This is a genomic window from Pseudomonas sp. GW821-FHT01E10 (genome assembly GCF_059422365.1).
Map to the genome: position 1 here is coordinate 103,102 of NZ_JBWKWT010000015.1, position 21,357 is coordinate 124,458.

General features: G+C 56.3%; 22 protein-coding genes and 1 pseudogene. 13 read left to right on the forward strand and 10 right to left on the reverse strand.

Features of this window, described 5'->3' with window-relative positions:
• Positions 1-221 precede the first annotated feature (221 nt).
• Positions 222-416, reverse strand: a complete 195-nt coding sequence (locus AC07V0_RS22905) for a hypothetical protein (RefSeq protein WP_081625797.1) — start codon at positions 414-416, stop codon at positions 222-224.
• A 178-nt stretch (positions 417-594) separates the two neighbouring features.
• On the opposite strand from AC07V0_RS22905, the gene AC07V0_RS22910 reads away from it, so the two are divergent.
• The gene (locus tag AC07V0_RS22910; protein WP_018927982.1) at positions 595-789 is read left to right on the forward strand and encodes a hypothetical protein; all 195 of its coding nucleotides are present in this window, start codon (positions 595-597) and stop codon (positions 787-789) included.
• 289 nt (positions 790-1,078) lie between these two features.
• A complete protein-coding gene (locus AC07V0_RS22915; protein ID WP_169342478.1) occupies positions 1,079-1,264 on the forward strand; it encodes a hypothetical protein in 186 nt (61 codons plus the stop codon).
• Between the two features lie 277 nt (positions 1,265-1,541).
• Here the strand turns inward: AC07V0_RS22915 and AC07V0_RS22920 are convergent, their stop codons facing one another.
• Together AC07V0_RS22920 and AC07V0_RS22925 are read right to left on the reverse strand one after the other, a co-directional pair.
• Positions 1,542-2,285, reverse strand: a complete 744-nt coding sequence (locus AC07V0_RS22920; protein WP_064617055.1) for an anti-sigma factor family protein — start codon at positions 2,283-2,285, stop codon at positions 1,542-1,544.
• Positions 2,278-2,790: a sigma-70 family RNA polymerase sigma factor gene (locus AC07V0_RS22925; RefSeq protein ID WP_007941935.1), complete on the reverse strand. Its 513-nt coding sequence runs from the start codon at positions 2,788-2,790 to the stop codon at positions 2,278-2,280. Before AC07V0_RS22925 ends, AC07V0_RS22920 begins: the two co-directional genes overlap by 8 nt.
• Positions 2,791-2,943: 153 nt before the next feature.
• Here AC07V0_RS22925 and AC07V0_RS22930 point away from each other — a divergent pair, with 153 nt between their 5' ends.
• Together AC07V0_RS22930 and AC07V0_RS22935 are read left to right on the forward strand one after the other, a co-directional pair.
• Positions 2,944-3,912 carry a metallophosphoesterase family protein gene (locus AC07V0_RS22930; RefSeq protein WP_018927975.1) on the forward strand — a complete coding sequence of 323 codons (969 nt, stop codon included), beginning with the start codon at positions 2,944-2,946 and terminating at the stop codon, positions 3,910-3,912.
• Positions 3,913-3,926: 14 nt separating this feature from the next.
• Positions 3,927-4,235: a cupredoxin domain-containing protein gene (locus tag AC07V0_RS22935; RefSeq protein WP_007941931.1), complete on the forward strand. Its 309-nt coding sequence runs from the start codon at positions 3,927-3,929 to the stop codon at positions 4,233-4,235.
• A 163-nt stretch (positions 4,236-4,398) separates the two neighbouring features.
• Here the strand turns inward: AC07V0_RS22935 and AC07V0_RS22940 are convergent, their stop codons facing one another.
• The 3 genes from AC07V0_RS22940 to AC07V0_RS22950 are packed head-to-tail and all read right to left on the reverse strand — an operon-like array spanning position 4,399 to position 7,082.
• Positions 4,399-5,043 carry a TetR/AcrR family transcriptional regulator gene (locus AC07V0_RS22940; protein ID WP_457327002.1) on the reverse strand — a complete coding sequence of 215 codons (645 nt, stop codon included), beginning with the start codon at positions 5,041-5,043 and terminating at the stop codon, positions 4,399-4,401.
• Positions 5,030-5,881 carry a 3-hydroxybutyryl-CoA dehydrogenase gene (locus AC07V0_RS22945; RefSeq protein ID WP_495019940.1) on the reverse strand — a complete coding sequence of 284 codons (852 nt, stop codon included), beginning with the start codon at positions 5,879-5,881 and terminating at the stop codon, positions 5,030-5,032. Before AC07V0_RS22945 ends, AC07V0_RS22940 begins: the two co-directional genes overlap by 14 nt.
• Before the next feature lie 16 nt (positions 5,882-5,897).
• The gene (locus tag AC07V0_RS22950; protein WP_495019941.1) at positions 5,898-7,082 is read right to left on the reverse strand and encodes an acetyl-CoA C-acyltransferase family protein; all 1,185 of its coding nucleotides are present in this window, start codon (positions 7,080-7,082) and stop codon (positions 5,898-5,900) included.
• A gap of 132 nt (positions 7,083-7,214) precedes the next feature.
• Between AC07V0_RS22950 and AC07V0_RS22955 the strand changes: the two genes are divergently transcribed.
• Positions 7,215-8,231 (forward strand): AraC family transcriptional regulator, encoded by a 1,017-nt coding sequence (locus tag AC07V0_RS22955; protein ID WP_064617061.1) that lies wholly within the window; start codon positions 7,215-7,217, stop codon positions 8,229-8,231.
• A gap of 359 nt (positions 8,232-8,590) precedes the next feature.
• Here the strand turns inward: AC07V0_RS22955 and AC07V0_RS22960 are convergent, their stop codons facing one another.
• Both AC07V0_RS22960 and AC07V0_RS22965 read right to left on the reverse strand, forming a co-directional pair.
• Positions 8,591-9,265, reverse strand: a complete 675-nt coding sequence (locus AC07V0_RS22960; RefSeq protein ID WP_026286569.1) for a polysaccharide lyase family 7 protein — start codon at positions 9,263-9,265, stop codon at positions 8,591-8,593.
• 326 nt (positions 9,266-9,591) lie between these two features.
• A complete protein-coding gene (locus AC07V0_RS22965) occupies positions 9,592-10,320 on the reverse strand; it encodes an XRE family transcriptional regulator (protein WP_457327004.1) in 729 nt (242 codons plus the stop codon).
• A gap of 672 nt (positions 10,321-10,992) precedes the next feature.
• Here AC07V0_RS22965 and AC07V0_RS22970 point away from each other — a divergent pair.
• Positions 10,993-11,370 carry a c-type cytochrome gene (locus AC07V0_RS22970; protein ID WP_081626537.1) on the forward strand — a complete coding sequence of 126 codons (378 nt, stop codon included), beginning with the start codon at positions 10,993-10,995 and terminating at the stop codon, positions 11,368-11,370.
• A gap of 289 nt (positions 11,371-11,659) precedes the next feature.
• On the opposite strand, the gene AC07V0_RS22975 is transcribed toward AC07V0_RS22970, so the two are convergent.
• The gene (locus tag AC07V0_RS22975; RefSeq protein WP_495019942.1) at positions 11,660-12,619 is read right to left on the reverse strand and encodes a GlxA family transcriptional regulator; all 960 of its coding nucleotides are present in this window, start codon (positions 12,617-12,619) and stop codon (positions 11,660-11,662) included.
• 96 nt (positions 12,620-12,715) lie between these two features.
• On the opposite strand from AC07V0_RS22975, the gene AC07V0_RS22980 reads away from it, so the two are divergent.
• From AC07V0_RS22980 to AC07V0_RS23005, 6 genes are all read left to right on the forward strand, one after another.
• Positions 12,716-13,171, forward strand: a complete 456-nt coding sequence (locus AC07V0_RS22980; RefSeq protein ID WP_064617066.1) for a tautomerase family protein — start codon at positions 12,716-12,718, stop codon at positions 13,169-13,171.
• Between the two features lie 1,793 nt (positions 13,172-14,964).
• Positions 14,965-15,633, forward strand: coding sequence for a GntR family transcriptional regulator (locus tag AC07V0_RS22985; RefSeq protein ID WP_018930317.1), 669 nt, complete (start codon positions 14,965-14,967; stop codon positions 15,631-15,633).
• Positions 15,634-15,705: 72 nt separating this feature from the next.
• On the forward strand, positions 15,706-16,512 hold the full coding sequence (locus tag AC07V0_RS22990; RefSeq protein ID WP_457327506.1) for an ABC transporter substrate-binding protein: 807 nt from the start codon (positions 15,706-15,708) through the stop codon (positions 16,510-16,512).
• Between the two features lie 12 nt (positions 16,513-16,524).
• Positions 16,525-17,298, forward strand: coding sequence for an amino acid ABC transporter permease (locus AC07V0_RS22995; protein ID WP_086946256.1), 774 nt, complete (start codon positions 16,525-16,527; stop codon positions 17,296-17,298).
• Between the two features lie 2 nt (positions 17,299-17,300).
• Positions 17,301-18,080, forward strand: coding sequence for an amino acid ABC transporter ATP-binding protein (locus AC07V0_RS23000; protein ID WP_018930320.1), 780 nt, complete (start codon positions 17,301-17,303; stop codon positions 18,078-18,080).
• An 81-nt stretch (positions 18,081-18,161) separates the two neighbouring features.
• On the forward strand, positions 18,162-19,772 hold the full coding sequence (locus AC07V0_RS23005; RefSeq protein ID WP_064617068.1) for a gamma-glutamyltransferase family protein: 1,611 nt from the start codon (positions 18,162-18,164) through the stop codon (positions 19,770-19,772).
• 259 nt (positions 19,773-20,031) lie between these two features.
• Here the strand turns inward: AC07V0_RS23005 and AC07V0_RS23010 are convergent.
• Positions 20,032-20,193, reverse strand: a pseudogene (locus AC07V0_RS23010) (DMT family transporter); the annotation flags it as partial.
• A 345-nt stretch (positions 20,194-20,538) separates the two neighbouring features.
• Between AC07V0_RS23010 and AC07V0_RS23015 the strand changes: the two are divergent.
• Positions 20,539-21,195 (forward strand): HAD hydrolase-like protein, encoded by a 657-nt coding sequence (locus AC07V0_RS23015; RefSeq protein ID WP_018930324.1) that lies wholly within the window; start codon positions 20,539-20,541, stop codon positions 21,193-21,195.
• The last annotated feature ends 162 nt before the right edge of the window (positions 21,196-21,357 follow it).

Here is a 21,357-nt window from a genome sequence, read left to right on the forward strand (position 1 = left end):
AACTGGATGGTGAGTCAAAATATCTTGTTACAGATCAATTGATTGGGTAATATTGCCCCGCGTTCACCACCACGGTTTATGCATTTTTAAAGCCCAGGCGTCCATCAGCTGCCTGGGCTTTTTTTTGCCTGGCATTTGGGGATGACTTACAAGCACGCTGCCGGCAAAGCGCCAGCAGCGTCGGTGATGAGGTGGGTAAGCGCTATTGCTAAAACCTGTTGTTACCCGGCCGGATCAGCCTTGCGCCGATCACTGCCAGAAGGATTGCCAGTGTTTATAAGCCTTCTCTCGACCAGGACATTTCGCAGGGCCTGGCGTGCCGAAGGATCCAGTTGATGTTCTCTCTCCTTGAGTTCAAGCAAGATGGGGCTGGACCAGCCACGATAGGTTTGCTCGGTAATACGAGTAGGCGTCATCTATCTCTCCCTTGTGAGTCGCCCGACAACACAGTGGGCGAAGTCCTGTGCGATAAAGATCCTAGTCGAGGAAACGATTTGTCGCCAGCGATTGGCAGTGCCGACTGTCCTGCACAACGTAGGTTGTTGGTGATTCAGGCGTAAACTGAAAAGGCTACCTCATCAAAAGGAGCCGCATATGATCGCCGACCAAACGATTAGACAGGCGTCGGAGCAAAGCACTGTTTGGGACCAATATTTCTGTGCTGCGCTGATTGCCGAAAGCCATCTGACGGCACCGGTGGTAGGAGAAACCACCCACGAAGACAGGCAAAACATGCTGATCCAAAGAGCCAAAGCGCTCGCCGACAAGATGCTTGAAAACAGAAGATAAAACGGAGCCCGGCCATTGCGGCCGGGCTCTTCACTTATCGCCCCTTTGACAGGTCACCTGGCCAGGCTGTCACTGGGTGGCGCGATGGACTGCCCCGGTTTTTTTGGGCGCTGAGTTCTTTGTTCGTGGATCGTCTACAGTTGGTAATTCATGGATACGGAGATCGAACATGAAGTGCTTAATTTGTCACGCTGTCTCTAACACTGTTCATGTGGCTGAAGACTGGTCAGAAGTTGCATGCTCGGCTGGATGTGGACGCTTCAGGGTCTCGGCCAACCTGATTAAAAGCATGAAGGGCAGGAACGAATCCTTTGACATCGAGCGCACAAGACAATGGCTCAAGATGTCCCGCAATGACGAGCCGGTGCCGTTGATATCCCGCTATGACTACAACGTTGCCTTGTTGCATCGCGACACCGGGGAGAAGTCGGCCATCGCGCCGAGTCGCTCCAGGCAGCCGCTGACTTCGGATTAGATTCGCCCGGCTGTAACACCACCCTGGCAAAACCAGGCTCTTGGGACTTGCAGTTCTTCGAACATGAAGATTCCTGGCCCGCCGTTCACCGGCGGGCTGTTCAGGTTTATTCAGAATTGTGTTCGGGACACTGGGCGCAACTCTGGATAGAGTTCTCACCGCTCACCCAGCTTCGGCTCTTTACCAGGCACGGAGTGCTAGGCCTTGGTTGGGCGAGCACCCATTTTTGATTGTTCTCGACAGAGAGAATGACGGCGCACGCGAAACCGTGCCCCCTTCAGGCACCGTCCCTGAGCAACTGGCTGAACGCCTCCAGTTCACTTTTTTCCACATCGGAAACCAGCACGAAACGCATGTGGTTGGCTTGCCAGGACACCACGTTAAAGCCACGAATCGTCTGGGTCTGCCGCGGCTTGTCTGCCTCCGGCACGGGCAGGATAAACACATTGATGATGTGCTTGGCTCTCCCATAACTCAGCGCTGCCGTGGTCTGGTGTTGCAGATAATCCAGCCGCCCACCCAGTAATGGAAATCCCTGCGCCGAGTAATCGAACACCGGCGGCGAGAAGTCGAGTTTGCCGGTGAACCAGGGCTTCACGGTGTGGCGGTCGGAGGACACCACATCGTTCAGATGCTCGCCCATCAACGAGCGGACATGGCTGGAGACAGCCTCGTCCATCAGAGGTTGCTCGCTGCCCGGCGTCATCACATAAAGCACTGCCGCCAAGGCCAGCGCCGCCGCGGAAAACGTCGGTGCGAACCATTTCTGCCAGCGCTCGACGGCGCGAGTCGCGGGAGTACCTGTGGCAAACACGCTGGCCGCTAACGATGCCGGCGCCGGGTAATACGGCGCCTGGCGCTTCACACTGACCTTCAGCAGTTTCACTTCATCATGCAGCCGCGCGCACTCGGGGCATGCGGCCAGATGCGCAGCTACATCCGCAGCCGTCGCAGGATCGAGTTCGTGATCCAGATAACCATGCAGCCGTGTCTGGCAAACCGTGCAGTCGAGTTCATTCATGATCGTGCAACTTCAGTAGTTCGAGCTTGAGCATCGCGCGCCCCCGGGCCAGTCTCGACATGACGGTGCCGATGGGGATATCGACCACCAAAGCGATGTCCTTGTAAGGCATGTCTTCGAGTTCTTTCAGCACAATCACCTCACGAAACACTGGCGGCAGGGCGCACAGCGCTTGCTGGATCAGCGCCGCGTTTTCCGTGTGAATAGCCAGCAATTCCGGGGTCTGGCTGTGGCTCAGTGCGCCTTCGTCATCGCCGATGTCGTCATCGAAAGCAACCCAATGGCGCCCGGCCGAGGCTTTGAGCCAGGTGTAGCTTTCATTGCGCACGATGGTCAGAAACCAGGCCTTGGCGTTGCCATCGGCGAAACGCTGCAAAAACCTGAAGGCGCGCAGGGCACTTTCCTGCACGACATCGCGTGCGGCGGCGTCGTTGCCAGTGAGCCAGCGCGCGAGGTTGTAAGCGGCGTCCAGATGGGGCGCAATCAGGTCCTCAAATCGCTTCATAGTGGCTTCCGCACTGTCACACCCCTATAACCGTGGTGCGTGGTCTTTTATTCCCTGAAAAGAATTTGTTTTCCAGCACGGAATAAACACTCATCCCGCAAGGTTTACCTCGTGTCAGCTACATCACTGTAGTCCGCCAGCGAGGACATACCGATGGACATTCAATCAAAACACCCATTGCGCACCGACGACTTGCTGAACCCTGACCGCCGAACGCTGCTCAAGTGCTCGGCGTGGGCCGGGGCAGGGGTTATCTGGGCCCTGAGCGGCGGCATTCCCCGGGCCTTTGCGCTGGATGAGGCAGGCAACGTCGCCGACCCCAAGGCACTGGCCAGCACGTTTCACTTCGTGCAGATCAGCGACTCGCACATCGGCTTCAACAAGGAAGCCAACCCGGAGCCGGCAAAGACATTGCAGGTGGCGATCGACAAGGTCATCAAGCTGCCAAAACCACCGTCGCTGATTCTGCATACCGGCGACATCACGCACCTGTCCAAGCCTGAGGAGTTCGACACTGCGGCACAGTTGCTCAAGGGGCTGCCGTCCACCGTGCATTACGTGCCGGGTGAACACGACACCCTCGATGAGGGCGGCGGCAAGCTTTACCTGGAGCGATACGGCAAGGGCACCAAAGGCAATGGCTGGTACAGCTTCGATGACCACGGCGTGCATTTCATCGCACTGGTAAACGTCTTCAACTTCCAGGCCGGTCACGAAGCCACCCTTGGCGCCGATCAACTGGCCTGGCTGGCCGATGATTTGCGGGCGGTGACGACCAGTACACCCATCGTCGTGTTTACCCACATTCCGCTGTGGACGATTTATCAGCCGTGGGGCTGGGGCACCGAGGATGGTGATCAAGCGATTGCGATGCTGCGCAAGTACGGTTCAGTGACGGTATTGAACGGCCACATCCATCAAGTCATCCAGAAGGTCGAAGGCAACATCACCTTCCACACCGCCCGTGGCACGGCTTACCCACAACCTGCACCGGGTGCGGCGCCGGCACCGGGGCCGATGACGGTGGCCGCCGATCAATTGCGCAATTACCTGGGGATCACCGATGTGCGAGCGACACAGGGCGATCATCCGCTGGCGCTGATTGATTCGACACTGGTCTAGGGGAGGGCGGTCAGATGAAAACGCGACTGTTGGCGGTGGTGTGCCTGATGCTGTCGATGCCGGCGTGGGCTCAGGAGGTGAAGATCGATATCAAGGAGTTCATGTTTGCACCCAAGGATTTGACCGTGGCCGTGGGCACCAAAGTGACGTGGGTGAATGACGACCAGATTCCGCACACGGTGGCAGAAACCCACAAGGTGTTTCGCTCGGGGGCGCTGGATACGAATGACAGTTTTTCCTGGGTGTTCAATACACCGGGAGAGTTCGAGTATTTTTGTGCGCTGCACCCGCAGATGATCGGGAAGATTGTGGTCACCCAGTAAACAAAGGGCGCTGGAAGGTCAAAAGACCGCAGCCTTCGACTGTTCCGACGTCTGCCGGCTCAACCAGCAGGTATCCCCAGAAATGACAAAGCCCCGAATAATCGGGGCTTTGTCGTACGGAATCTGCTGACGACGCAGTTCGAGGAAGCGCCGCTCAGGTTTGTTATTTCGTAGTTGGCGGCTTCGTACTGTCGCCCGCGTTGGCAGTCGTCGCCCAATTACGCGTCTTTGGCGCCAATAATCGCTCGATGGCGCCACTCACCATGTTTTCCATCAAATTATCGCGCTCTTGTTCATCCAGCGAATGTTGCATCAGCCAACTGGGCGCGCTATTGAGCAAGGCTGCAATGGCTCGACCCGCGGCCCGTTGCGCCGGTTCGTTCACGCGGGGTTTGGCTCCCAGCATCAGCAGCAATTTGCGTTCGTATTGCTCGCGCAAGTGGCGAACCTGTTCCTGCTGCTCCTCGTTGAGGCAGCCACTGTCGCGCTCCGCCAGTCGAAAATGCCAGGGCATTTCCTGGTGCAGATTCTGGTGGGCGCGGATCAGGCTGTTGAGCCTGTCGCGTTTTGCCGGCGCCTGTTGTTCAAGGCGCCCCAAGGTTGCCAACAGCTCTTCGTAGAACTCCTCGATCAAGTCGAGCAGCAAGTGCTGTTTGCTGGGGTAATGGTGATACAACGAGCCTGGAGTGAGCCCCAAGCTTGTCGCCAGCTCACGCATGCCGACCTGACCGAAACCCTTGCTGGCAAACAGCTCCAGCACCTTGCCCCGGTACTCGGCAAACCGTGAGCAACGCTCAGGCATAGGCATGGAAGCCACGTCCCGTTTTACGCCCCAGGTAACCGGCGGCGACCATTTCCTTGAGTAGCGGTGCAGGGCGATATTTGCTGTCATTGAAGCCGTTGTAAAACGCTTCAAGAATGGCCAGTACCGTGTCCAGACCGATCAGATCCGCCAGAGCCAGTGGCCCGATCGGCTGGTTGCAACCCAGGCGCATGCCGGCGTCGATGTATTCGGCGCTGGCCAGGCCTTCCTGAAACACCAGGATCGCTTCGTTGATCATCGGCACCAGAATCCGGTTGACCACGAAGCCCGGACGGTTGCCCGCGGTGATCGCGGTCTTGCCGAGGGTTTTTGCCATGTCCAGCGCCAGGGCGTGGGTGGCATCGCTGGTTTGCAGGCCACGAATCACTTCGATCAGGCCCATCACCGGCACCGGGTTGAAAAAGTGCAGCCCGATGAAGCGTTCAGGCCGGCTCACGCTGGCCGCCAGTTGGGTAATGGACAGCGATGACGTGTTGGAGGCGATCACGCACTCGGCGCTGACCTGCGCGGCGATCTGTTGCAACACGCGCAGTTTCAGATCGAGGTTTTCGGTGGCGGCTTCGATCACCAGTTGTACGCTTTGCAGGCTGTTGTAATCGGTACTGGTGCGAATCTTGTCGAGGGCGGCGAGCTTTTGCTCCTGCGTCAGCGCGTCCTTGGCGACCTGCCGATCAAGGTTTTTATCGACGGTCGCGATTGCCTTTTGCAGAGCGCTCTCGGAAATGTCGATCAAGGTCACGTTGAAGCCGGCCAGGGCGCAGACTTGCGCGATGCCATTGCCCATGGTGCCGGCGCCGATAACGCCAATGTTCTGTAGGTTCATGCGTATGTCCTTGTGATCAAACCCGTTCGAACAACACGGCGATGCCTTGGCCGCCACCGATGCACATGGTCGCCAGGGCATAACGGCCCTGACAGCGGTGCAGTTCATGAATGGCTTTGGTGGCGATGATCGCGCCAGTGGCGCCCACCGGATGGCCCAGCGAGATGCCCGAACCGTTGGGGTTGACCTTCTGCGGATCGAAGCCCAGCTCTTGCGCTACGGCACAGGCCTGGGCGGCGAAGGCTTCGTTGGACTCGATCACGTCAAGATCGGCAACGGTCAGGCCGGCGCGCTTGAGCACCAAACGGGTGGCGGGAATCGGTCCCAGCCCCATCATTGAGGGCTCAACGCCTGCGTGGGCATAACCCACCAGTCGAGCCATGGGCTTGAGACCCTGTTCCTGAACAGTTTGACCGGTGGCCATGATCAGTGCGCCGGCACCATCATTGAGACCAGACGCGTTGCCGGCGGTGACGGTGCCGTCCTTTTTGAACGCCGGTTTCATGCGGCTCAATTGCTCGACGTTGACCTCAGCCCGTACATGCTCATCCGTCGCAAAGGAAACCGTCCCTTTGCGGGTCGCGACTTCGATCGGCACGATCTGCCCGGAAAAACGCCCCTCGGCAATCGCCCGGGCAGCACGCTGTTGGCTGAGAAGCGCCAACTCATCCTGGGCCTGACGCGTGATGCCATAGTGCCCGGCGATATTTTCAGCGGTGATCCCCATATGGAAACCGGCAAACGGGTCTTGCAGTGCGCCAAGCATGTAGTCGACGGCCTGCATGTCGCCCATTCGTGCGCCCCAGCGCGCCTGCGGCAACAGGTACGCGCCGCGGCTCATGGACTCGACGCCACCTGCCAGCGCAGCGCCCGCATCCCCCAGCATCAAACTTTGCGCGGCACTGACAATCGCCTGCAAACCCGAACCGCAAAGACGGTTGACGTTGAAGGCGGGAGTCTCTTTCGTCAGGCCGGCATTCATCGCTACGACCCGGGAGATGTAGGCATCGCGTGCCTCGGTCGGGATCACATGTCCCATCACCGCGTGGCCGATATGCTCGGGCGCCAGGCCAGATCGTTCGATAGCGGCGCGGCAAACATCGGTTGCCAACTGAATAGGCGGTACATCCTTGAGTGAACCGCCAAAGCTGCCGATGGCAGAACGGACGGCGCTCACTACAAAAATATCGGAATGGTTCATGTTGGCTCTCTTGAACAGGTCTTTTTTGTTGAGCACGAGTCTAGAATCAGCAGCGCCGCTGGCCTATGCCAAAACTGTTCAAGGGTGATGGCGTTTTTTGCCATGTTCAGATGTAACGAGAGAGGCATTCAAATGCGGGAAACGGATTCGGTGGCGGTTTACTTCATGTATCCCATGATCCATGCGTTGCGTGAGAAGCCGCAGCGTCTGCGGTCACTTCTTGAACAGGTGGGAATTGATCCGGCACTGATGGATCAGCCGACAGCACGGGTGCCGGCCACGGCTTTCGCCGCGTTGTGGCTGGCGCAGATTCGTGAGTTGAACGATGAATTTTTCCAGTTGGACTCCCATGGTATGCCGCCGGGCAGTTTTGCCTTGATCTGTCGGGCATTGATTCAGGAGCCGACGCTGGAAAAAGCCATGCGTCAGTGCCTGGCCAATTTCGCGTTGTTCCTGCGTGATTTTCGCGGCATGTTGAGTGTGCGTGGCAAGCGTGCGGTCATCAGCTTGCAGACCCGCTCGCAGAACAGCGAGGTCAGCCGGCTGGGCGAAGAAACGTTTCTGGTGTTGATGATCAGTCTGCTGTGTTGGCTGGGCGGGCGGCGAATTCCCATCGATCGTGCGGACTTTCGTCATCAGCGTTTGTCGCTGCGTGATGACGCCTTGCTCTGGGGGCCCAACCTGACCTTTGGTACCGAACACACCGAAATCGAGTTCGCCAGTCACTACTTGCGGCTGCCGGTGGTTCAGGACCTTGCCTCGCTGAAAGTGTTTTTGCGCACCGCACCGCAATGGCTGGTGATCCGCTTCCGCAACCAGCATGGGCTGGCATCGCAGGTTCATCAGCGCCTGCGCCATAGCCATTACAGCGAATGGCCGACCTTGCAGGACTTCGCCCTGGAACAGCACCTGAGCCCCAGTACCTTTCGCCGGAAACTGGGACGTGAGGGCTGTTCGTATCAGGAAATCAAGGATGAAGTGCGGCGCGGGGTGGCGTTTGAACGGTTGCGCCAGAGTAAGGCGAACATCAGTGATATTGCCGAACAGTTGGGGTTTCAGGAGCCGAGTGCGTTTCACCGCGCCTTCAAAAAATGGACGGGGGAGAGCCCGGGGCAATACCGTTTGCGGTTTCAAGGTCGGGATGATTGACCCATCCGGGAAGTCTTCTTGTGGTCTGTTTAGTTCGAGACGTGTTGAGCATTGCGCTCGGATATCTGCCTCAACCGAGAATCGCTTTTCCAGTGGTGCATTCAGGTCGTGAACTGATCAAAAGCCACTCGGCTGCGCTCATCCGTGCCGTGCGCAGCGGGGGTGATCTGCGCGAGGTCGTCACCTCTGGCTCTGCCTGCGCCGGTCTCTGCCCGGCGTACTCAGTGGCTGGCCTGATTACCGGTCAGGTGCCTGCTTTGCTACAGATCACACTCCGATGCGCTCTCAATGAGAGGGGCGGGCAGTTATCGTCAGGCTGACGTGACGCTGGTTGTCTTGCTCGCACGAAATGCGCGATTTCAGAGGTGGGTGATGGAAAGGTCGCTGATGATGCAGACCGAACCGTCTTGCGGGTCAGTGGTGTCGGAGTAATCGATCTGGTTGTACACACCGCCGTGGAAGGCGAGAGTTTTCGTGTCCCAGGTGTTGTCGAGGCGCATGATTGCAGAGGTGGATTTGACGCCATTACAGCTCGCCGAGACGGATACAGCGCCGCTCGAATTGGCGTGAATGTTGATTTTGAAAAGTGCACCGAGTGGCACGTCTTCCAGAATCGTCGTGTTCACCGGGTCTTCCTGGAGATAGCTCGACCGAAATCCCATCGTGATTCGGCCTTTGTTCCAAAACACTTTTACAGGTGGCCTTTCCGAACCCTGAACATGAATCTGGCTGATCACAACCTTCTGCAGCGAGTTGACCTTCGTGACTCGCATTTCTTGTCGGTTCCAGTGGTCAGCAGCGCTGGCGAACAACCAATAGCCCGGCTCTTTCCACTCGCAGCGCGTCCGCAGGGTGCTCTTGCTCGAAGCACCGAGCGTCGGCGCCGTCATTTGCAGCGAGCCATCTGGAAGCATCGAAACAACTTCCGGGCATTCAAGCAGTGCCCGCCAACCGATCAATTCAAGCGCGATCGGGTTGGTGTCGGAGATTGGAAGCGGTGTAGCGATTGTGTAGTTGCTGATGTCTACGGTCATGGTCATTTCCCTATTTCATTTGATGTCACCCTTTGCTCAGTTGAGCCTTACGTTTGGTGCTGCTGGGCCAGTGATGCGTTGGCTTGAATTGAAATATAGGTATTCCCGTAATTTATGTCAATGGGCATTCCCATAATTCAGCCGCTCCCACATTCCTATGGAGAGGGGGTCTGTATTTGGTGAGATTGGATGCGCTGAAATTCTTCTTGGGAGTGCAGCCACGCGCAGTACGACGAACGCCTCAAGCTCGTCCAGGCATTGAGGAGTGGCGTCCAGCAGAGCGTGTGTTCTGCCAAGGCTGCAACCGTTGGAGCCAACTCAGCCCTTCAACGCGAATACATCGCCCACCAGAACACATGCCCCAGAATTGAAATCTGCTGCTCCTGGATTTGCTGGAACGTGTAGTCCTCGTCCGGATGTTCGTCTCGGTTGAAGCTTCGCAGGCGAATTCCGGTGGGCGTGCGGTACACCTGTTTGACCCTTAGCTGGCCGTGGTGGTTGATCGCGTACATCTCGCCGTCGACGATATCGCTCAATGTGTTCTTGCCAACGTTCACGCCAACCGTGGCGCCGTCGCGCAGCACCGGCAGCATGCTGTTGCCGCTCACCGCGACGCACTTCGCGTTGCTGAACTGAACGTTGTTGTGGCGAAGGTCTTTCTTGAAGAAGCGCAGCCTGGCGCTGGTGCTTTCGGCAATCGCGAATCGGCCGGAGCCCGCTGCTAACTCCACTTCCTGGAGAAATGGCACGTAAACCTCGTCGTCATCGAGCGGGGTTTCGTCATCCCATGTCTCAATGTCTGACATTGCCACGTTTGGTTGAGTGCGCTCAGCGGTTACTGCAACACCTTTGAGCATGTCGCCACTGCCTTCAGCGAGCCACATAGGGGAGACACCACAGGCCGAAGCAATCTGAGCAGCAAAGGCTGTCGCCTTCGATTTGCCGCGCTCAAGGTCGGAAATTGATGTCTGCGTGAGGCCGGCGCGCTCGGCAAGCTCGGTCTGGTTTAGACCGGCATGGCGACGGGCGATTTTGAGTCTTTCTTTAAATTCCATCCGCGAAGTATTACGGGCGCTCCCATACTCTTGCAAATCGGTATTCCTATAATCATGTGGTATGGGTGTTCCCGTATGGGCGGTCCTCCCCAAAGCGCTCAATGTCTGGAAGCAATGCGCGCCGTGCAACGACCACAAGTCCGGTAGCGTTGTGATCACCACAGCCTGGGTGGGCTCACTAAATTCAGAGCCGCATCATTGGCAGTGGGCTCAGTGGGTTCGTTAGCAGTCGTTTGAGCGAAAGCTGAACTAAGCGAATGTGAAATCCTGCATCAGGAAAGGCCGAGAATATCTCACGTCGCTTCTGTCGTGAGAGTCCAAAAGTAACCGCACCACGGGAGACGTCGACCCAATCGGCTTTGCGAAATACCTCTGCAAGGTTCTGTGGATCGCGATGGGACCGAGTTATTTTATGGTGGTTGCGAATGATCATTCGACCTGACCAGTCATTTGCATTCGTTCTGACTACCGATTGCATCGGATTCGAGCAGCATGCTTTGCAACCATGTACGGCAGAGAACGGCCATAAGCGGTCAGCGGGATGCGCCTGGAAAACGAGTTGATTCAATGGGCATCAGAAATGACGGTGCGTGCGGACACGATGGCTGATATCTTTCCTGCGCACCAAATTGCCTCCAGTCGGCGCTGATCCCATCAAGGAAGATAGAAACAATGAAAGTGTTATTCATCGCTTCGCTAGGAATTGCATCGCTAATTCAAGCATCACTATCCTTCGCGGATAATGTTAATGGAAAAAATCTCTATTTACAGCGATGCAGCATGTGCCACGGAGTAGATCTTAAAGCAACAGGACCATTGGCTAATAAAAGCAATCCTCCTACGCCTGATCTAACAACATCTGCTTTCAAAAAGCGATTAAATGATTATCCGGGCGTAATTGTATCATCGATAATACTTCGTCCAAATGGAGACTTGATTCCAAGAACGTTGCGAGAGAATGGTGTAAAGCTATCGCCGTACGCTTGGAGGATTAAAGATCTACGCGATTTAAATGAATACATGGGTGGTGTGATTTCAAAGAATCGATGATTTTAGAGATGAGAGGCAGGCACAGAAATTTAAATGCCATTTCAGGTTTTAGGGCTTGTGGGGCAATGCCGGTGAGTCAGTCGGCCTCGCGCGGGCACATCGATAATGAACAATCTCCGATTAATACAAGCTCGGGTGGCTCTTCGCATCAAGCAGCAGTCGGCTGCGGTCGTGACAGGCAAGTAACGGCCAATTGCAGCCCTTCGCGACTGGCAGCAAACGGCCAATATTGAACTGCCTGAGTCGCACGCCAAATCGGATAATTGAATTAAAAAAATCGTCGCAGCAGTTAACGCAGTTGCCGAGGTGTTGCGTTCAGCATTTTTTTCATCAGTCGCCGCAGGGATGTGGGATCTCTGTATCCAACTTGTTCGGCAATGGTGTCGATTGAGTATTTACTGTTTGCCAGCAGTTCCCGGGCTTTATTGGCCTGGACACGCTGGATCAGCCGCAACGGGCTATATCCGGTGGCCTTGTGGATGTGTCGAGACAAGGTCCGCTCTGACAGACCAAAGTCGGATGCGAGTGTGCTGACGCTGATAATCGCCGGTAGCGAGGCTTCAATATGAGCCGTCAATTGTGCGATCAATTCGTTCCCCTGAGCCATCATTGCCGGAACCATAAAAGGCGATTGCAGTTGCCGACCATCGATCAGTAGCGCCCGAGCAACGCCATCTGCCAAAGCTGGGGAGAAATGGCTTCGCAGAAGATGCAACATCAGATCGCTATGACCTAGCGCTGCACCCGCAGTAATCAACGGCGGATCGAGGATTACCATGCGCTCGGCATCTACCTGGCACTCCGGCGCCCACAGCTGGAGTAAGGGTGCCATCCACCAAGAAGTGGTTACACAGCGCCCAGCGAGCAGGTTTGCAGCTTTTAGCACGAATACCGCAGAACATGATGCGGCTACGTTACCCCCGGCCTGCACATGCGCGCGTAATGCCGGAACCAGCAGAGCGATATCCGCCTGTTGTAATCGGTGCTCGATCATGGGGGCGTCAGCCACTCCGATGCCGGGGATGATCCAGCAAGAGCGGTCATCAGGGTTGATAGCCAAGGGCTGAACCGCAATCTGCATACCGTGGCCGAGCGTCACGCAATCCGTGTTCACCCCACAGACTTGCCAGCGAGGTACAGCGGAGCCCAGTCGCTGGGCGAGTACGGCCGCCGTTGAAAGGATATCCAGAGTCAGTGCGACACTGGAGGAAAAGGCGCCAGGAACTACCAGAATCGTGAAGTCATTCATTGGCTGATTATGCACGAAAGATGTCAAATCGGTCGCTGGTTGCAGTGGTCGAGGGCTGACTTAATAACGCTTCCATTTCATCGAGCGTTAACCCGTATGCCAAATATCCTGATCAAGGTGCCTCAAGGTTCTTTTACTTGCGAACAACGGGCACTGCTGTGCGAAGAGATTACGAAAGTGGCCATCGCGGTCGAGCAAATCGGCGACGATCCACGTCAACGGGGCCTGTGCTGGACTCTCATTGACGAAGTGGCTTCTGGCTCCTGGACATGCGGCGCAGTGGATATCAGCGCTCAAGCCATCCCCTGCATTGTGCAGGTTAAGGTCCCCGGCGGTGTGCTGAATGAGGCCATGCGAAGCGACTATGTGCAGCGTTTGCATCAAGCAGTAACCCGGTCGCAAGCAGCGGACGACCAGCGGATCATCATGACTTCGATCATCCTTGATGAAGTCAGAGATGGCTTCTGGGCAGCCAACGGAGCGATTTGGCATTTGGCCGATTTCATTCAGGCGGCTGGGTACCGACATCTGCAAGGGCAGGCGGAGCAGTAAGGTATTACAGCTCGCAGGACATTTGTCGCACCACTGCGAGTGGTTGCTATAGGGCGTTTTCAGTCGGTCGCGGCCGGCTGAAAACGGCCATTTCCGGTCAACCGTGACAGATACAAACTCGCCAGCAGGCCTTGCTGCGGCTCCAGATTTTTGCCGGGAGTGGGGGACGAGCATATCGGATTAACATTCCAACATTCTCAATGTCACATCTATCACATTTCATGTCGCAGATAATTGAGAACCTGCGACAGAGTCACGAGATATCACAAAGCCTTTACTGTCAAGCCCGAGTGAGTCGTCGCATAACTTAGAAGTTATGCGACAGTTTTTTAACGCCGCTACACCAGTATCAAAGCGCAAAGTCAATCGTAAAAAGTGAACTCACTCATCTTGAATGCTGCGCCCACGGCCACCCCTAAATTCATAAGTTCGTTAGTCATCATCAGCCATATGACCATGCGAGGGGTGTATTGCCGCTTACCTCACGTAAATTCCCGAGACGGCTCCCCATTAATATGTATGGCTTGAGTGAGGCAGTAGCCGCGATTTCTGACTGCGCGAAAGAGATGCCGTCCTCCTGCGTTTTTCTTGAATTTTATTTGCAGTCTACTCAAACTCATCTCCAGGCCGCGATAGAGCTCAGGATCTCTCCCAATACTACTAATTAGCTCTGCTCTACTGATTACGCGTTCCTCCTTGAGGAGCATGTTTTTTACAATGATGCCCTCAATATTTGTTAAGTGTATTTGAATGGCGTCGTCGAATAAGATTCGATTATTTATATCGAGCTTCCAGCATTGAGGGTGTTGAAGTGATGTCTCTGCAAGTTTTGTCATGGTTTCTGATTATAAAATTCATGAATGCAACAAAAAACAAATCGCAAAAACATTACTTATTTTTGTCTTCCGCAATGTAGTTCTAGGGGCGTATTTTTAAGTGTGAGTTCTATTAGGGTGAGTGCACAGTAGGTCGTGGGTTTTCAGTAATATATTTGTAGGTTGGGCATTAAGCGCTTACTAATGGAATTAGTTTTTTAAAACTCTTAATTATCCAGATTCAACGTTGAAGCAGGTAATCGTAGGATGTATCGATCAGCCGTGGCTTGATCGACCGCTCACTCATTGTCTCTTCTCCATTCGTGGGAAATGCGTGGATTTCTCCATAGGTGTTTCGCACCCGTGAGAGCCCTGGGCTTGCTGCGCAGGCTTGAGGAGGAGTTTATAGACGGGGCGCGCGCCAGCCTTTCATTTGGCGACAGCGCTTTTTCATTTCATGACAAACCATAACCTTTGGTTGATCTGACAATGCACATAGCATTGTTTGAGTCAGTTTTTGCGTGGTGGTCATGCCCCTCTCCAGACGTACCAATATGTCGTCAGTGGTGTGCAAATTCGCGGGCGGGGTCTGAGAGTACGAAATCCTGAGGGGTCAGCTTTGGGCCATTCTCTGCCGGTCATGTCCGCGAAACGTGCTGGTCAAATCCGTTGCAAATGACTGGTCAGGCCGAATGTAAATGGGTGGGCAAGTCTGTGCAATTACTCAGAGAACGCGCCAAGGGCTTTGGGGGCATTCGGCGAAATGATTTGTTACCTGGGTACCATTTTTCACCCATTTGGGGCGCACTGGGCCATTTCGTAGCGCACGGTGAGTACCACGCTGATCTATAGATCAGCGTCTCTTGAGTCGAAAATCCTTTCCAATTAAGCGCTTGAAGCAGTGCTACGCAGCCTGGCACGGTTTCTGCTGTTTTGAATCCATGGATAATTGGATACAAAACTGCAAAAGGTGACTTTATGCAATTCGCTCCCGCTTACATTGAGCGTCAGCCCCTGACTGCCGAGGAGGAGGCTTACAACTTTCTGCTGGAAGCGATCTGTGGCGGTCGTTACCGCAAAGGCGACCGGTTGATCGCCGAGGACATCGCCACTGAGATCGGCATGAGCCGCATGCCGGTGCGCGAAGCCTTCCGACGCCTCGATGCTCAAGGCCTGGTGACCTTGCGGCCTAACCGCGGGGCGATAGTCAGCGGCCTGAACATCGACGAACTGCACGAAGTCTTCGAGATGCGCAGTGCCCTCGAGGGCCTGGCCATCCGCGTCGCCGTAGCCAAGATCGGTGAGCGTCAGCTGGCGGCTCTGGAACGCATGCTGGACGAGATGGATGACTACCGCGACGAAAGCGCGGAATGGGTCAGCCGTCATCGGGCTTTCCATGAATACCTGTGCAGCCTCAGCGGCCGTCCGCGTTTGATGAAGCAAATCTCGGCCCTGTACTCGCTGATCGAGGCGCCCATGCGCCTGTGGCTGCAACACGGTGAAAAGCCCTTGAGTGCCCGCCAGGAACACGCGGTGATCCTTGATGCCATTCGCTCAGGCGATGCCGACCAGGCCGAGTCGGTGGTGCGTCAGCACATCGAGGGCACAGTGCCGGCGCTGATTCAGTTCCTGCAATCGGAAAAATAGAATCGGGCTCGAGCCCGACCGTGTGTTGACTTTGAGTACTGCCCCGTTACTAAACAACTGGAGTGTCTGGTCATGCATAAACGCCGTGTGTTGCTTGCTGCTGTATCCCTGGGATTCTGCGCACAGTGGGCGTTCGCCACGCCCCAAGTGCCGGAACGACTGCAAAAGGCCGAAAAACTCACGTATTGCTCGGGCATGGACTCGCCACCCTTGGTGTCTTTCGATGAGGCGCAAAAACCCAGGGGCCTGACTGTCGATCTGGGGCTGGAAATCGCCAAACGGCTCGGAGACAAACCGGTGCAATGGCGGGTCATTCCATTCTCCGGGTTGCTGCCGGCATTGCTCGCCCAGCAGTGCGACATGATCGTTGATCAGCTGTTCGACAAGCCCGAACGCCGGGAAGTGATCGACATCGTCAACTACATGTATTCCAGCCAGTCAGTGGTCGTTCCCAAAGGCAATCCCAAGGGCATCAAAACCCTGGATGGACTGTCTGGGCACAAGGTGGCAGTGCTCAATGGCTCCACGATCAAAACCTTGTTGGACGCCGAGAATGAAAAGCTCACCAAGGCTGGCAAGACACCGATGAAACTGGTGGTTTACAACAGTGATACTGACGCCTTCCAGGCGCTGCGTATCAGTCAGGTGGACGCTTACGGCACCACCGTAGAAACAGCAGGTTACTACGCCGCAATGGCGCCTGATTTATTCGAGGAGGGGGTGCCAGCCTTCAGCCGGATTCTCACGGGTTTAGGGACCCGCAAGGATGATTCCCAGCTCACCACCGCAGTACAGCAGATCATCAGTGACATGCGCAGTGACGGCAGTTATGTGCAGTTGTTGAGCAAATGGCATGTTTCCAGCGACACACTCGACTGAGGCGAGCGCTCGATGAATTTCAATTGGGATGTGTTCTGGCAATACCTTTTGCAGCCCAGCGGGGTGTACCTCACTGGGCTCTGGTTGACCTGCCTGATCAGTGTGCTGGCAATGGTGTTGGGCTGCGTGCTTGGGCTGGCAGCGGCGCTGATGCGTCTGTCGCGCAACCCGTTGCTCAACCTGCCGGTACGGTTCTATGTGTGGTTGATGCGCGGCACTCCGCTGTTGGTGCAAATCGTTTTTCTCTATACCGCATTGGCGGCCGGCGGCATCTTCCGTTTCGAGGACGTGGAACTGTTTGGTTTGGTGGTGCCGGGCAATATTCAGGCAGCGATCATCGCCCTGGGCCTGAACGAAGGTGCCTACATGGCCGAGATCATTCGTGCCGGGATCGGCGCTGTCGACAAGGGACAGTATGAGGCTGGGCGTTCGCTGGGCATGACCTTCGCCAAACTGATGCGGCGTATCGTTTTGCCTCAGGCGTTCCGGGTCATCGTTCCGCCGTTGGGCAACGAATTCAACGTGATGCTCAAGAATACGACGCTGGTCAGCGTGATTGGCGTGCAGGAGTTGCTGCTGAGTACGCAAATGGTCACGTCGGCGACATTCCGGGTATTTGAACTGTACCTGGTGGTGGCGATTTATTTCCTGCTGCTGACCACCCTCTGGGGCTTCTTCCAGCGTTGGCTGGAAGCGCGTTTCGGACAGTCCGATCGACCCGCACCGCCAGCGGCCGGCAGTCGCATGTTTGGCCGCGGCACGCTCAAATTGCTGAGAGGGCGTTAAGCATGGCGCACAAAAGTGAAGAACTGATTATCGAGGCCCTGGACATTCATAAGTCTTTTGGCGACCTGGAGATTCTCAAGGGGATTTCCTTGCAGGTGCGGCGCGGTGAAGTGGTGGTGTTGATCGGTGCATCGGGTTCAGGCAAGACCACCTTCATTCGCTGCATTAATCTGCTGGAGGACATTCAAGGCGGGCGCATACGCGTCAACGGTCGCTCCATGGGGTATCGCGAGCGCGCCGACGGCAGCCTGGTGCGCGACTCCGAGCGCAACATCGCTCGCCAGCGTCGGGACATCGGCATGGTCTTTCAACGTTTCAATCTGTTCCCCCACATGACCGCGCTGGAAAACATCATTGAGGCACCGATCCAGGTGCTCGGCGTGCCACGCGCCGAAGCGTTGGAACAGGCCCGGGCCTTGCTCGCCCGGGTCGGCCTGGCGGACAAGGCCATGCATTACCCGTCGATGTTGTCCGGTGGACAGCAGCAGCGCGTGGCAATCGCCCGGGCGTTGGCGATGAAACCTCAAGCCATGCTGTTCGACGAGCCCACCAGCGCCCTGGATCCGGAAACCGTCGGCGAGGTCCTGCAGGTGATGAAGCAGTTGGCCGATGACGGCATGACCATGGTAGTGGTCACCCATGAAATGGGTTTTGCCCGGGAAGTCGCTGATCGCGTGGTGGTTCTCGATCAGGGCGAACTGATTGAGCAGGGTCCGCCGGAGCAGATCTTCAGTCGACCGACACACCCGCGAACTCGGGCCTTTCTCAGCCGCGTGCTGTGACCTTCTCAGTCAGGTTTTTTTACCCGGCAATGGAACCGGATACCTGCGGCCATTGAATCTTTGTTTGGAAGAGCTTTTGCCATGTTGAAATTTTCTGCCCACGAATATCCCTATCCGTCGCAACGCCAGAGTGTGTTTGCCCGCCGTGGCATGGTCGCGGCTTCACAGCCACTGGCCGCCGAGGCCGGCATCGAAATCATGCGCAACGGCGGCAATGCCATTGATGCCGCGATCGCTACAGCGGCGGCGCTAACGGTAGTTGAACCCACCGGCTGCGGCTTGGGCGGCGACGCCTTTGCTCTGGTCTGGAGCAAAGGCCAATTGCACGGACTGAACGGCAACGGCCAAGCGCCGGCGGCACTGACGATCGATGCAGTCAAGGCGTGTGGTCACGAGCGGATGCCCCTTTATGGCTGGACGCCGGTCACGGTGCCCGGTTGTCCTTCGGCCTGGGCGGAGTTGTCCAGACGGTTCGGCAAGCTGCCCTTTGCCGAGTTGCTGCAGCCCGCGATCAGTCTGGCCCGGGAGGGCTTCCCAGTGTCGCCGGTGGTCGCCCGACAATGGCAGACTGCTCTGGATGAATTCAGCCCCCATCGAGACCCGGTGCTAGACGCCTGGTTCGACACGTTCCTGATTGATGGCCGTGCGCCAAAGGCCGGTGAATTATTCCGCAACCCGGCGCAAGCCCGAACGCTGGAAGAACTGGCGGACAGCGCTTGCGAAAGCCTCTATCGCGGTGCTCTGGCTCAGCGTCTGGATGCCCATTCCCGCGCCACCGGCGGCTACCTGCGAGCCAGCGACCTGCAGGACTATCGCGCTCAATGGGTGGACCCGATCAGCATCAATTACCGCGGCTACGATGTGTGGGAAATCCCTCCAAGCGGGCAAGGATTGGTGGCCCTGATGACCCTGAAAATCCTTCAGGGTTTCGACTTCGATCACCGAGACAGCCAGCAGACCTGGCATCGTCAATTGGAAGCCATGAAGCTGGCCTACAGCGATGGCCTGCATTACATCACCGATCCGCTGCACATGCGTGTGGCGGTGGCTGATCTTCTCAGCGACACCTATAGCAGCCAACGCCGTGAACAGATCGTTGATCAGGCTCAGCAACCTGATCCCGGCGATCCTCACGCCAGCGGTACGGTGTACCTGGCCACGGCAGATGCGCAGGGCAATATGGTGTCCTTCATCCAGAGTAACTACCACGGCTTCGGTTCTGGCGTGGTGCTGCCAGACAGCGGCATCGCGTTGCAGAACCGTGGGCAGGAATTCAGTCTCGACCCTGACCACGCCAACTGCCTGGCACCGGGCAAAAAGACCTTCCACACCATCATTCCTGGCTTCATCAGTAAAGGTGACGCGCCGGTGGGACCGTTCGGCGTCATGGGTGGCTACATGCAGCCCCAAGGCCATGTGCAGATGGTCATGAACCTGGTGGATTTTGGTCTCAATCCTCAAGCTGCGCTGGACGCACCGCGATGGCAATGGCTGGGAGGCATGAAAGTCGGCATCGAGCAGGGGGCGTCGAGGGACTTGGCCGCTTCGCTGGCCCGGCGCGGACATAAGGTTCAGGTCGATTGCGACCTGATCAACTATGGCCGAGGGCAGATCATCATCCGCGACCCGGACACCGGTGTGTTGTGCGGCGGCACCGAGCCGCGGGCCGATTCCCATATTGCTGTGTGGTAACGGGTAGCTGAAAACAAACGAAGACGACTCGGTCTCTTCTGCGTGAGAAATACGCTGTGCATCCGTGCGCGGAACTGATGCACAGCGTGGCCTCGCGTGTTCTCTAGCCTTCTTCGGCTGGACGTGGTTGGGGCGCGGTAGGTTCAGTGGAGATTGCTGGGGCTTAGAGGGGCTGCTCGCTCGCATCCCCAGAAACGACAAAGCCCTGAAAGCACTTCAAAACCACTGATTGCTAAAGCAATCAGGATCCGAAAATAGCTCACTCGGTCGAAGGGACGGATGCTTTGCTGCCCAAGCGGATCAGCTCATTGGAAAAACACAGGCCGACGATGATCAGTACTGCCCCTGCGTACAGGCTTTCGCGCGGTACTTCATTGAGCACCACAAACGTCAGCAGCGCGGCGAACAACGGCTCGGTCAGCATTGCATTGATGACGATCCCTGTCGCTGATTTGTCGTTCGATAGAATGCCGCCCCACATCGATGGGACGTTTACTCCCATGCATCGCCGTGAAGGAGTGCTGAAGCGGATGGTTGAGGTGATTGCGGGTGGCGAGAAAAACGACTTTGGCCTTGGCAATCATCGGAATATGCTCGGCGAGCCTTGAAGGTAGTCAGATACGGCAACAGCGTTAAGCCACTTACTCATTCCGGGCAGATTCCGGAGCAGGGATAATGCGCCTTTCCCACCAATCGGGTGAATCAATCGCCCAGCACAAGCAGCCGCCTGGACTCGGCTGCCACCACTACAGGAAGGAGCTTTTACATGTCATACCGGCTTGCCATTTTCGACTTTGACGGCACGCTCGCTGATTCCTTTCCGTTCTTTGTTTCAGTGTTCAACCAGGTTGCTGACAGACACGCATTCAGTCGAATTCACCCGCAAGAGTTGGACGGTTTGCGCAAGCAGGGGGCTCGGGAGATCATGGCTCATATCGGAATGCCTCGCTGGAAGTTGCCTCTGGTGGCGCGAACCTTCATGAGCTTGATGAAGAAACATCGAAGCTCGATCCCACTGTTCAATAACATTGCAAATACCCTCGCCCATCTTGACGAGAGAGGACTGATTCTGGCGGTGGTATCTTCTAACTCCCAAGAAAATATCAAGCAAATTTTGGGCTCCAGCTGTCAACATATCCGGGCCTTCGAGTGCGGCGCCTCCATTTTCGGCAAAGCGTCTCGCTTGCGCCGTGTCATGCGCAAATTCGACGTGGCGCAAGAGGAAGTTATCTACATCGGCGACCAACCTACGGATGGTGAAGCAGCAGCGACTGCCGGTATCGCCTTTGGTGCGGTCGCCTGGGGGTATGGAGCATATGATGCATTCCACAGTCTTCAGTCCCATGAGTGGTTCGCCGATGTGAGCGAATTACGGCGACTGGCAGGAAGTGATACGCACCTTGAGTCATCCGCAAGTTTATAGGCTTGACCATTGAGTGGCGATTTCAGTCGATTTCAACAATCAGCCTCTGGCCGAAAGCTGTCAGTGGTGAGGGGAAACTTTCGACCCAGGCTGTGTGAAAACGTCAGCGTCGATAGGGACGGGGCGTCTCTACGTGAAGTCCGTAGATATTCGGAATCATCT

Bases quoted from the DNA above. Each gene is read 5' to 3' on its own strand.
- AC07V0_RS23005 (WP_064617068.1), top strand. From the start codon at position 18,162: ATGTTGAAATTTTCTGCCCACGAATATCCCTATCCGTCGCAACGCCAG.
- AC07V0_RS22960 (WP_026286569.1), bottom strand. From the start codon at position 9,265: ATGACCGTAGACATCAGCAACTACACAATCGCTACACCGCTTCCAATC.
- AC07V0_RS22950 (WP_495019941.1), bottom strand. From the start codon at position 7,082: ATGAACCATTCCGATATTTTTGTAGTGAGCGCCGTCCGTTCTGCCATC.
- AC07V0_RS22995 (WP_086946256.1), top strand. From the start codon at position 16,525: ATGAATTTCAATTGGGATGTGTTCTGGCAATACCTTTTGCAGCCCAGC.
- AC07V0_RS22955 (WP_064617061.1), top strand. From the start codon at position 7,215: ATGCGGGAAACGGATTCGGTGGCGGTTTACTTCATGTATCCCATGATC.
- AC07V0_RS22965 (WP_457327004.1), bottom strand. From the start codon at position 10,320: ATGGAATTTAAAGAAAGACTCAAAATCGCCCGTCGCCATGCCGGTCTA.
- AC07V0_RS22975 (WP_495019942.1), bottom strand. From the start codon at position 12,619: ATGAATGACTTCACGATTCTGGTAGTTCCTGGCGCCTTTTCCTCCAGT.
- AC07V0_RS22980 (WP_064617066.1), top strand. From the start codon at position 12,716: ATGCCAAATATCCTGATCAAGGTGCCTCAAGGTTCTTTTACTTGCGAA.
- AC07V0_RS22970 (WP_081626537.1), top strand. From the start codon at position 10,993: ATGAAAGTGTTATTCATCGCTTCGCTAGGAATTGCATCGCTAATTCAA.
- AC07V0_RS22935 (WP_007941931.1), top strand. From the start codon at position 3,927: ATGAAAACGCGACTGTTGGCGGTGGTGTGCCTGATGCTGTCGATGCCG.
- AC07V0_RS22985 (WP_018930317.1), top strand. From the start codon at position 14,965: ATGCAATTCGCTCCCGCTTACATTGAGCGTCAGCCCCTGACTGCCGAG.
- AC07V0_RS22915 (WP_169342478.1), top strand. From the start codon at position 1,079: ATGAAGGGCAGGAACGAATCCTTTGACATCGAGCGCACAAGACAATGG.
- AC07V0_RS22990 (WP_457327506.1), top strand. From the start codon at position 15,706: ATGCATAAACGCCGTGTGTTGCTTGCTGCTGTATCCCTGGGATTCTGC.
- AC07V0_RS22905 (WP_081625797.1), bottom strand. From the start codon at position 416: ATGACGCCTACTCGTATTACCGAGCAAACCTATCGTGGCTGGTCCAGC.
- AC07V0_RS22945 (WP_495019940.1), bottom strand. From the start codon at position 5,881: ATGAACCTACAGAACATTGGCGTTATCGGCGCCGGCACCATGGGCAAT.
- AC07V0_RS22920 (WP_064617055.1), bottom strand. From the start codon at position 2,285: ATGAATGAACTCGACTGCACGGTTTGCCAGACACGGCTGCATGGTTAT.
- AC07V0_RS23000 (WP_018930320.1), top strand. From the start codon at position 17,301: ATGGCGCACAAAAGTGAAGAACTGATTATCGAGGCCCTGGACATTCAT.
- AC07V0_RS22910 (WP_018927982.1), top strand. From the start codon at position 595: ATGATCGCCGACCAAACGATTAGACAGGCGTCGGAGCAAAGCACTGTT.
- AC07V0_RS22925 (WP_007941935.1), bottom strand. From the start codon at position 2,790: ATGAAGCGATTTGAGGACCTGATTGCGCCCCATCTGGACGCCGCTTAC.
- AC07V0_RS22940 (WP_457327002.1), bottom strand. From the start codon at position 5,043: ATGCCTATGCCTGAGCGTTGCTCACGGTTTGCCGAGTACCGGGGCAAG.
- AC07V0_RS23015 (WP_018930324.1), top strand. From the start codon at position 20,539: ATGTCATACCGGCTTGCCATTTTCGACTTTGACGGCACGCTCGCTGAT.
- AC07V0_RS22930 (WP_018927975.1), top strand. From the start codon at position 2,944: ATGGACATTCAATCAAAACACCCATTGCGCACCGACGACTTGCTGAAC.